The organism is Micromonospora sp. CA-269861 (assembly GCF_050948505.1).
In the GTDB taxonomy this organism is placed as follows: domain Bacteria; phylum Actinomycetota; class Actinomycetes; order Mycobacteriales; family Micromonosporaceae; genus Micromonospora.
In genome coordinates this window covers 1,015,924-1,026,990 of record NZ_CP192014.1, presented here as the reverse complement: position 1 = coordinate 1,026,990, position 11,067 = coordinate 1,015,924, and the positions used below count along the sequence as shown (strand labels likewise).

Sequence of the window (11,067 nt, the reverse complement as noted above, 5' to 3'; positions counted from 1 at the left end):
TGCGTCTACTCGTTTCCAGCGAGGGCGAGCGGAGCGAACCCGTAGGCGTGCTCCAGGGCGGTACGGACACTGTCCGGCAGGTAGCGGCGCATGGCGTCGAACTCGCGGGCGCGGCTGAACTTGCTGGACTCGGCGAACCGGGGACGTTGCTCCAGCCAGTTCGCCACCGTCAGGGCGGCGAGGTCGGCGTACTGGGCGGCGCTGACACCGACGCAACCGCCCGAGCGGTCCTCGAGCAGGAACGGCGGGCCGTCGAAGGCGGCGTCGAAGAGGGCGCTGCGGGTGACGGTGCCGAACAGGTACGCCAGCGTCTCCGCCTCCGCACCGATCAGCTCCCGCACGGCGGGCCGCAGCTCGTGCGGGATCGCGCCGGTCGGGAAGATCTCCGTGCCGTACACCGAGTGGAACAACCCCGCGTCGCACAGTTCCTGCCGCGACCCCCACTGGGCCAGCAGGTCGTGCACACCGCGCAGGTGCGCCAGCAGGTTGGCCTCCGAGTGCGCCAACTCGGCCACCCCGTGCGACTCCAGGAAGGCGATCTTCTCGGCGAGCCCGCTCACGCCGCCTCCCGGCTGCCGTACGACCCGGTCATCGCCACCAACGTCTTGCGCGGCCCGGTGAAGCTGGACCGGCCGTGCGCCATCGCCATGTTGTCGACGACCAGCAGGTCACCCTGCTGCCAGGGGAAAGCCAGGGACTCCGCGTCGAACGCGGCGCGGATCGCCGCGAGGTCGGCGTCGGTGATCGGACTGCCGTCGCCGAGGTACGCGTTACGCGGCAGGTCCTCCTCGGCCAGCAGTTCCAGCAGCGCCTCCCGGGTGGCCTCGGGCAGGTTGGAGACGTGGAACAGGTGGGCCTGGTTCATCCAGACCGTCCGCCCGGACACCGGGTGCACGGTGACGGCCTGGCAGGTCTCGGTGGTCCGCAGCGCGCCGTCGTCGAACCACTCGTAGGTGATGCCCCGCTCGCGGCAGAACTCCTGCACGGCCTCCCGGTCCATCCCGGGGAACGTCTCCTGCCAGGACACCCCGAGACCGACCCGGTAGTTGCGCACGTACCGCACACCGTGCCGCTCGAAGCGCTCGCGCACCTCGGCGGGGATGCGCTGCCAGACGGCGTGGCTGTCGGCGAGCGGAGTCTCCCCGCCGGTCTGTGCCGGGATGTTCGAGTAGAAGAACAACCGCCGGGGCCACACGCTGGTGTACGCCATCTCGTTGTGCAGCGGGATGACCTCGCTGGCCGGGTACTCGGTGGAGGTGTACACGTCGCCGACCTTGCTGCGCGGCGTGGACCGGTAGGTGTACTCGGCCATCTCCTCGCCGAAGACCTTGACGAAGGCGGAGAAGGCCGGCGCGTCCGGGGCGTCGAACCCGCGCAGCAGGACGGCGCCGTGGCTGTCCAGTCGGTCGTTGATCAGGTCGAGGTGCTCGGTGGCCCACTCCGCCGGCGACATGCCGGGCGAGGTGGCCTCGATGCAGGCCACCCGGTTGCGCTCCGGGAACAGGCAGCTCTCTTTGACGTGGTCCATGTCGGAGGTCCTTCCGCGTACGTCGGGTCGTGGTCCGGGTCAGTCGGCGTCCGGCCGGACGAACGACCGGAGGGCGGCCAGGGTCAGGGCGGCGAGCCGCTCGATGCTCTTCCGCTCGTTGAGGTTGCTGCTGTACTTCAGGTGCAGGCTGAGCTCACCGTCGGCGAACCGCGCGAACACCTGGAGCCGGTGCATGCGTTGCAGCTTCGGCATCGGCCAGAAGTCGTCCAGGGCCGGCCCGAGCAGCGGCGACTCCTCGGGCTCGTGGGCGAACTCGCCCCAGTTGTTGAGCAGGATGTCCGGCTTGCCGAGCGGGGCGAGCGCGTCCGCCACCTCCGGATGCCCGCCGAGGTAGCGCAGCAGGCCGAAGGCGAGGCCGCGCCGGGGCACCGCCTCGATCTGCTCACGGACCGACTCCAGCAGCGCCCTCGGGCCGGGCTTTTCGGGTCGGCGGACGAGCCGGGGTGAGGTCATCGAGAACCGGCCGATGGCACGGGACAGGTCGAGGTCCTGACCGCCCATCTCCCGACCGCGGGCGACGAGGTCGACCAGGATCGACGACTGACCGGACCAGTCGGTGAAGCCCTGGAGGGTGGCGGCCAGCAGCGCGTCGTTGACGCTCAGGCCGTACTCCTGCGGCACCAGCCGGCGCAGCGCGGCGGTCTCCTCCGCGTCGAGCCCGACCACCACCGTCTCCTCCGACGACATGCAGTCGTCTCCGTCGGGGTGGTCCAGCGGCCAGGTCGGGACGGGTTCCTTGGCCAGCGCCGTCCAGTACGCGATGTCCTCGGTCAACTCCGTGCCACGGGCGAGCGCGTCCAGGTTGCGGGACCACTCGGCGAACGACGCCGTCGGCAGCGGCAGGCGCGGCTCCTCGCCGGCCTCCACCGCCTGGTACGCAGTCTGGAGATCCGCCATCAGGACGTCCCAGGAGCTGTTGTCCATCAACTGGTGGTGGACGATCACCACGAGCAGTTCGGGACGGTCGGCCCCGAAGCGGACCAGGGCGACCTGGATCAGCGGCCCGTTCTCGATGTCGAGCTTGCGGTGCAGGGTGCGATCGAGGCGCCGGAAGGCGACCTCCTGGTCCGCCGGGTCGAGGGCGGACAGATCCACGCTGGTGAACGGCGTGGGCTGGTACGGCTCGTTGACCCGGACCGACAACCGGCCCCCGGGCCGGGGGAAGCTGATCCGCAGCGAGTCGTGATGGGTGATCACCGCCGCCACGGCCCGCTCCACCAGCGCCGGGTCAAGCGACCGCATCGCCTCGAACATGAAGATGTGTGTGTACTGGTGCGGGTCGGCGAAGTTCCGCTCGGCGAAGGCCACGTGCGACGCGACAAGCGGGACCACGCCGGGGTCCGTACGCAGGCCTCCGTCACCACCCGCACCGGCGGTCGTCGGCCCACCGGCCACGGCCGCGAGGCCGGCGATGGTCGGGTACGCGATGAACTGCGCGGGCGTGATCACCACACCCGCCTTACGGGCCCGGTCCACCACCCGGATCACGTGCAGCGAGTCCCCACCCAGGGCGAAGAAGTTGTCCTCCGGACCCACCGACGGCACCCGCAGCACCTCCCGCCAGATCCCGGCGAGGACCTCCCGCGCCTTGTCGGCCGGCGTCTGCGCCTCGGTCGCGACCGAGGCGAGCGCGGCGATGGTCGGGTACGCGATGAACTGCGCCGGCGTGATCACCACACCCGCCTTACGGGCCCGGTCCACCACCCGGATCACGTGCAGCGAGTCCCCACCCAGGGCGAAGAAGTTGTCCTCCGGACCCACCGACGGCACCCGCAGCACCTCCCGCCAGATCCCGGTCAGGATCCCCTCCGCCGGTCCACGCCGGGTCTGGGCAGTGGCGGTGGCAGCGGCGGTGGCCGGAGCCGCGCTGGGGGTCGACGCCGTCAACGCGCCCCGGTCGACCTTCCCGTTGGGCAGCCGGGGCAGTCGGTCGACGAGCGCCACCGTCGGCACCATGTAGTCCGGCAGCCGCTCCCGCAGCGCCGCCCGTAGGTCGTCGGTGGAGAGCGCGGCACCCGGCCGCAGCGCCACGTGGGCCACCAGCCTCCGGTCGTCCGCACCGTCGTCGTCGCAGAGCACCACGCACTCGCCCACGCCGTCCAGGGCGGACAGCGCCGAGGCGACCTCGTCCGGCTCGACCCGGTGACCCCGGATCTTGACCTGGTCGCCGATCCGGCCCAGGAACTCCACGGTGCCGTCCGGCAGCAGCCGCCCCCGGTCACCGGTGCGGTAGAGCCGGTCACCCGGCGCGCCCAGCGGATCGGGCACGAACCGCTCGGCGGTCAACGCGGCGTCCCCCAGGTAGCCGCGGGCCAGGCCCGCACCCCCGACGACGATCTCGCCGGGCAGGCCGGTCGGCACCGGCCGCAGCCTCTCGTCGAGCACGTACAGCCGTGCGCCCGGGATCGGCCGACCGAGCGGCACCACCGCCTGGCGGCCCGCCCGGTCGATGCGGACCTCCGCCACGGCGACGATGCCCGTCGTCTCGGTCTGGCCGTACATGTTGACCAGCCGGGGCGCCGTCCCCGGCGCGTTGCGGATGGCCTCGGAAAGTTCGTAGCGCAGCGGCTCGCTGGCGGTGAGCACCACCCGTGGCCGCCACCCGCCGGGCGAGGTGAGCGCCGGCAGCAGGACCCGCAGGTACGACGGCACCAGGTCCAGCACCTGCACGCCGTGCGCGGTGACGAAGGTGAGCAGCGCCAACGGGTCGGCCAGGTGCGCGCGCCCGGCGACGACCACGTGGCCGCCCAGCGTCAGCGGTACGGCGAACTGCCGCACCGACGACGAGAACGCGAACGACGCGGTGTGCAGGAACACCGGCTCGTCGGGCAGGGCCAGCGCGGCCGGCAGCCCGTCCAGGTACGCGGACAGCCCGCCGTGGGTCACCACCACACCCTTGGGGAGCCCTTTGGTGCCGGAGGTGTAGACCACGTAGGCCGGGTGCTCCGGTCGCAGCGCCGGTGTCGGCCGGGGGCCCACCGGGGCCGGCAGGTCCTCGATCGTCACCACCTCGCCCGCGCCCTGGGGCGTACGACCCGCCAGGTCACGCGTGGTGAGCGTCACCGCCGGCCGGGCGTCCGCCACGATCGCGGCCAACCGCTGCGCGGGGTACGCGGGGTCCAGCGGCACGTACGCGGCGCCCGTCTCCAGGACCGCCAACGCCGCCACGACGACGTCGACGCCCCGGTCGAGGTGCAGGGCGATCATCGTTGCCGGGCCAGCGCCGCGTTCGGCGAGCGCCCGGGCCAGGTCACCGCTGCGGCGGTGCAGGTCGCCGTAGGAGAGGGTCGTCTCGCCGCTGGTGACCGCCGGAGCGTCGGGTCGGCGTCGCGCCTGCTCGGCCACCCGCGCGGTGAGCGTGCGGTGCGCGGCGCCAACCGGCAGCGCCGGACCGTGCGCGAGCGCGTCGAGACGCTCCCGCTCGCCCGGCAGGAGCGGATCCACGTCGAAGACGCGCTGGTCGGGGTCACCGACCAACCGGTCCATCAGCACCCCGAGGCGGCTCATCATCGCCTCGACGGTGCCCGCGTCGAACAGGTCGGTGCTGTACTCCGCGTGCCCCTCGATGCCGTCCCCGGTCTCCCACAGGTCGATCAGCAGGTCGAAGCGGGCGGTGCACTGCTCGTTGTCGATCGACGTGAGGGTGAGGCCGGGGCCCGGGTCGGGCAGGCCGCCCGGGGCGTTCTGCAACGCGAAGCGCACCTGGAACAGCGGTGAGTGGCTGAGGCTGCGAGTGGGCGCCACCGCGTCGACGACCATCTCGAAGGGGACGTCCTGGTGGGCGTACGCGCCGTGCGCCGTGCTGCGGACCCTCCGCAACACCTCGCGGAAGGTGGGGTCGCCGGAGAGGTCGACCCGTAGCGCCAGGGTGTTGGCGAAGAACCCGACGAGCTTCTCCAACTCGGTGCTGGTGCGGTTGGCGACTGGCGTACCGACAGCGATGTCCCGTTGGCCACTGAGCTGGGCCATGAGCACGTCGAAGCCGGCCAGCAACGCCATGAACAGGGAGACCTTCTCCCGTCGGGCCAGGTCGGCCACCGCCTGGGACCGCTCGGCCGACCAGCTGATGTCGTGGCGCGCTCCGCGGAAGGTCTGCACCGCCGGTCGCGGCCGGTCGGTCGGCAGGTCCAACGTGGGTACGCCGTCGAGCTGCCGCTTCCACCAGTCGATCTGGTCGTCCAGCTCGGCGCCGGTCAGCCAGGACCGCTGCCAGAACGTGTAGTCGACATAGGTGTGGGTCAGCTCGGGCAACGACGACGGCTGCCCCTGGGCGACCTCCCGGTAGAGCGTCACCAGGTCGTTCAACACGATGTTCAGGGACCAGCCGTCGGAGACGGTGTGGTGCAGCGTCAGCAGCAGCACGTGCGAGTCCGGGCGTACCCGCACCAGGGTGCCGCGCAGCAGCGGCCCGGCGGCCAGGTCGAACGGAGTGCGCCCCTCGGCGTCGAAGAGGGCGGCCAGCCGACCCTCCGGGTCGGCGTCGCCGCGCACGTCCACCTCGGCGTACGCCACGGCGTCGACGGGCAGGAACTCCTGCACCGGCTCGCCATCCACGGACGGGAACCGGGTGCGCAGCCCTTCGTGCCGGGCCCAGAGCGCGCCGAAGGCCACCCGCAGCGCGTCCGCGCGCAGGTCACCGTCGAAGCGCAGCGCGAGGGGCACGTTGTAGAACGCGCTGTCCTCGGCGAGCCGGTTGAGGAAGTAGAGGCGTCCCTGCGCGTGTGACAACGGCACCGGGCCGGTCCTCGGGACGGCGACGAGACCGGGCCGGGGGGGCCGCCCGCCGAGTGCCTCGATCCGGGCCCCCAGGTCGGCCAGCGAGGTGGACTCCAGGAACACCGCCAGCGGCAGCTCGATGTCGAGCTTCTTGCGCAGCCGGGCCATGGCCCGGACCGCGAGCAGGGAGTGCCCGCCCAGGTCGAGGAAGTTCGCGTCCCGCCCGATCGACTCGACCGGCCGCCCCAGCACGTCGGCCCAGACCTCGGCGATGGACTCCTCCAGCCGGCTCTCCGGAGCGGCCACTGTGGACGCCGGCTCGGCCACCGTGGGCGCGGGCAGGGCCGCCCGGTCCACCTTCCCGTTGGCGGCCAACGGCAGCGCGTCGAGCGTGACGACGATTTCCGGCACCATGTAGTCCGGCAGTTCCGCGCGCAGCGCGTCACGCGGGTCGTCGGCCACGGAATCCCCGACCGCTGTGACGTACGCGACCAACCGCTCCTCACCAGGCCGGTCGACACGCAGCAGGACCACCGCCTCGCGGACCTGCGGCAGCCGGGTCAGGGTGGCCTCGATCTCCGCCAACTCGACCCGGTATCCCCGGATCTTCACCTGGGTGTCGATCCGGCCCAGGCAGTCGAGCTCGCCGTCGGGTCGCACCCGGACGAGGTCGCCGGTGCGGTACATGCGCTCCCCCGGCGTCGGGGCGAACGGGTCGGGCAGGAAGCGCCCGGCTGTCAGGTCCGGCCGACCGTGGTAGCCACGGGCCACACCAGCACCCGCCACGTACAGCTCACCGACCGTGCCGGGCGGCACCGGCAGCAGGTTGCCGTCCAGCACGTAGAGCCGCGTGTTGGCGATCGGACGACCGATCGGCACCACACCGGACAGGTCGGTGCCGTCGTGCACCTCGTGCACGCAGCAGCCGACGACGGTCTCGGTGGGCCCGTACTCGTTGACGATCCGCAGGCCCGGAGCCCGGCGCCGCCAGGCGGCGGCGGTGGCGCCGTGCAGCGACTCGCCACCGACGATCAGATAGCCGTCAGCAGCGATGGTCCGGCTCGGAACGGCCCGGTCCAGCGCCTCCAGGTGGGCCGGGGTGAGCTTGACCAGCCCGAGGTCCAGGTCGCTGCCGAGCAGCTCGGTGAGGGTCTCCAGCTCGGTGCCGTCGGCGACGAGCACCACCGGACGCCCGGCCAGCAGCGGGCAGAACAGCGTCGTCACCGACAGGTCGAACCGCAAAGGCGAGACCAGGGGCGCGCCCCCGCCCTCGGCCACCCGGTACGCCCGCAGGCTCCACGCCAGGTAGTTGGTCAGGCCGCGGTGGGTGACCACCACACCCTTGGGTCGGCCCGTCGAGCCCGAGGTGTAGATGACGTAGCAGGCGCTGTCCGGGTGCGCACGCGGCAGCGGCGGCAGGTCGGTGGTGGCGTCCTCGTCGCCGTCGGGCAGCAGCACCGACACGTCGGTGTCCGGTAGGTCAGCGACCCGACCCGCGCTGGTGACGACCACCCGCACCTCGGCGTCGGTGAGCATGAACCGCACCCGCTCGGCGGGCTCGCCCACGTCCAGCGGCACGTACGCGCCGCCGGCCCGGAGGGTGGCCAGTACGGCCGTGACGAGGTCGACACCCCGGTCCAGGAAGAGGCCGACGCGGGTCTCCGGGCCCACCCCGTGCCGGCGCAGCCGCGCGGCGAGGGCGTCGGCCCGGCGGTCCAACTCTCCGAACGTGACCGTCAGGTCGCCGACCAGGAGCGCGGGCGCGTCAGGGGTACGGGCGGCCTGCTGAGCGAACAGCTCGTGCGCGCGCACGTCACCGAGGAGCGGGTCCTCGGTGCGGTTGCCGTCCACGACCGCCGCCCGGGTCTCCTCATCGGACAGGAGGCGGGCCAACCCGACCGGGGCGTCCGGCGCGGCAGTCAGACCGACCAGCAGAACGCCGAGGTGAGCGCCCATCCGCGCCACGGTGCGCTCGTCGAGGATGTCGGTCGCGTACTCGGCCACCCCCCGCAGCCGGCCGTCGGCGTCCGGCCACACCTCGACCGTCAGGTCGTGCTTGCTGATCGGCAGGTGGTGTTCGAGGGCCGTGACCCGCAACCCCGCCGCCTCGGCCTCCAACGCCTGGTCCTCGACGAGGGCGAACATCACCTGCGCGAGGGGCGTGTGGCCGAGGTCGCGCTCCGGGTCGACCGCCTCCACCACAGTGTCGAAGGGCACCTCGCCGTGCGCCATGCCCTGCTGCACGAGATCGCGGACCCGTCCCACCAGGGCCCGGAAGGTGGGCGCGCCGGAGGTGTCGACCCGTACGACGATCGAGTTGACGAAGGAGCCGACCATCGTCTCCAGCTCGACCCGGGGGCGGTTCGCCACCGGGGTCACCACCGAGACCTCGTCCTGGGCCGCGTACCGCGACATCAGCGCGGCGAACCCGGCGAGCAGCACCATGAACGGGGTTGCCCGCTCCTCCTGGGCCACGCGGGTCACCGCCTGCCACAGGCCGTCGGGCAGGGCGAAGCGGTGCCGCTCGCCCCGGAAGGACTGCACGGACGGGCGGGGACGGTCCAACGGCAGGTTGATGACGGGTACCGCGCCCGCCAGTGCGCGCTTCCAGTAGTCGAGGCCCTCGGCCAGCTCGGTGGCGCGGTCGGGACGGCACTCCCAGGCGGCGTAGTCCGCGTACTGCACGGTGAGGGGCGCGAGCGTGGGAGCCCGGTCCTGTGCTCCGGCGCGGTACAGCTCCAGCAGCTCATCGATGAGCAGGCTGACCGACCAACCGTCGCAGATGCTGTGGTGCAGGGTCAGCACCAGCACGTGCGCGGTGGGCGTCTGCCGGAACAGCGCGGCGCGAGCCAGTGGCCCGTCGGAGAGGGAGAACGGACGACTCGCCTCGTCGCGTACGGCGGCCAGCACCGCCGCGTCGTCGACGGGCAGTGGGCGCGGGGTGAGGTCCACCTCGATGTCGGGCAGGATGCGCTGCACCGGGTCGCCCTCGTTCGCCGCGAACACGGTCCGCAGCGCCTCGTGCCTGTCGACGAGGGCGCGCACCGCGTCGGTCAGCACGTCGAGCCGGAGGGCACCGGTCAGGCGTAGGGCGGTCGGCACGTTGAACATCGCCGAGCCGGGGACGAGCTGGTCCATGAACCACAGCCGGCGCTGCGCCGGGGAGACGGGCAGGTCGCCACCGCGCGGCACCCGGGCGAGAGCCTCGACCGGCCGGGGGCGCCGGCCGCCGAGACGCTTCTCGAACAGGGCCCGCTTCGAGGGCGACATCGAGTCGAGGCGTGACCGGCCGGGCGAGAGCGCCGCGCCCTGCGGCGCGGGGCGGCTGGCACTCGCGTCGGTGGTCATCGGGCCACCTCCCGAGCGGTGCCCTCCAGGTGCGTCACGAGGCTGCGCGGCCGCATGTCCGTCCACTCGGTGGTGACGTGGTCGAGGCAGGACGCGCGGTCGGCGGGCCCGTGGGTCACCGTCCACCCGGCCGGCAGGCTGAGCGACTCGGGCCACAGCGAGTGCTGCCCCTCGTCGTTCACCACTACGAAGAAGCATCCGTCGGGGTTGTCGAGAATGTTCACGTCTTCCTCACTCTGCGCCTGGTCCCAGGACCCGACGGGGAAGCGCTGAACCGGCACGGCGGACAGGCAGGGACCATGGCGGTCAGACCTGCCAGCGTCGAAGTCGGGACGCGCGTCCCCAGGTCGGGCGTCGTCAACTGTCGTTTGCGGAGACTTTCGCTATGCGTCGCTCAGAGGACGTGCGGGGTTTCACCGCCGCGTGTCTCGCTATCGGATTCCACCACAGCCACGGCCGGCCACCTGCCCGTTAATCGGCTATCCGACCCGAGGCCGAGGGCCCTTTTCGGACGCAACCCGGTCGATGTCAAGCAGATTCTGGCAAGCCACGCTGGGCCCACGTCGCGCCTCCCCCGAAGTTGGCGACCCCAAAAGCGTTCATGAATGTAAACGCAAGCGAGGCACAGAAAACCACCAGACACGGAGCGTGTCAAGACCCTTGCCTGCCGCTGAAGTCCACCATGCCAACCGGGACGTATTTATGACAAATACTCCGCAGATGGTTGGTCGACCGGGCACGCCGGCGCTCCGTCGAGCGGGGCTGCGGACGGGCGGGCGGGACGACCGGAATCGGTCCGAAATGCGTTGTCGGCAACGCCTCTGCGCAGGACAGGGGCATTGTCGGCGACTCCGCGCAGCGTGCGGACCGATCAACGGCGACGCGACCGTTCACCCTGGGCGCGGCGCGCCGGAGGAATCACTTGCCCAAACAGCAAGAATCATTCATCGCGGAACTAGTGGTCAGAATCCGACACGGAGACGAGTTTCACACGACAGGCGGAAAGAACAACCGATCATCCATTGTCCGAGCATCCGAATGGTTGGACAACAGTCAATGTAATGGTTGTTAACGTGCGCAATGCGAGGCACGACAGCGAGCGTTACCGTCGCCGGATCGCAGCCCCCCGCGAAGCCGTCGACCATCCCGGTCGACAAGCCGACGCGGGGGCCGTCCGACGATTCGGTTCGATTGCCGGATCCGATCAGGCCGAGACGTCGCGTCGAGCGCCGGACCCCTTCGCCGCACGGGCCCGCCACCACGCGTGAGTGGCGCGGGAGGTGGGCACGCGGCGTACCCGAAGACACCCTCACGCCGGGCACCCAGCAGGCCATCGAGCCCCGAATTCGGGCGGACGCGCAGGCCGGGACCATCGACGACGATCAGTGTGCGTACGCGCCGAATCAGGCCCGGTCCGTCGCTGCCCCGTCTTTACCCGAGCGCCGGGATGCCGT

4 protein-coding genes are annotated in these 11,067 nt (G+C 71.9%); all 4 read right to left on the bottom strand.

Going from position 1 to position 11,067, the window contains the following annotated elements; all coding sequences use genetic code 11:
* Positions 1–5: 5 nt before the first annotated feature.
* The 4 genes from ACQP0U_RS04745 to ACQP0U_RS04730 are packed head-to-tail and all read right to left on the bottom strand — an operon-like array spanning position 6 to position 9,837.
* Positions 6–560: a DUF6817 domain-containing protein gene (locus ACQP0U_RS04745; RefSeq protein WP_433316085.1), complete on the bottom strand. Its 555-nt coding sequence runs from the start codon at positions 558–560 to the stop codon at positions 6–8.
* Complete coding sequence (locus tag ACQP0U_RS04740; RefSeq protein WP_433316084.1) at positions 557–1,528, bottom strand: TauD/TfdA family dioxygenase; 972 nt, start codon at positions 1,526–1,528, stop codon at positions 557–559. Before ACQP0U_RS04740 ends, ACQP0U_RS04745 begins: the two co-directional genes overlap by 4 nt.
* 39 nt (positions 1,529–1,567) lie before the next feature.
* Positions 1,568–9,613 (bottom strand): amino acid adenylation domain-containing protein, encoded by an 8,046-nt coding sequence (locus tag ACQP0U_RS04735; RefSeq protein ID WP_433316083.1) that lies wholly within the window; start codon positions 9,611–9,613, stop codon positions 1,568–1,570.
* Complete coding sequence (locus ACQP0U_RS04730; protein ID WP_433316081.1) at positions 9,610–9,837, bottom strand: MbtH family protein; 228 nt, start codon at positions 9,835–9,837, stop codon at positions 9,610–9,612. The genes ACQP0U_RS04735 and ACQP0U_RS04730 overlap by 4 nt, the downstream gene beginning before the upstream one ends.
* Positions 9,838–11,067 lie beyond the last annotated feature (1,230 nt).

Coding starts and splice junctions, on each gene's coding strand:
- ACQP0U_RS04740 (WP_433316084.1), bottom strand. CDS start 1,528: ATGGACCACGTCAAAGAGAGCTGCCTGTTCCCGGAGCGCAACCGGGTG.
- ACQP0U_RS04735 (WP_433316083.1), bottom strand. CDS start 9,613: ATGACCACCGACGCGAGTGCCAGCCGCCCCGCGCCGCAGGGCGCGGCG.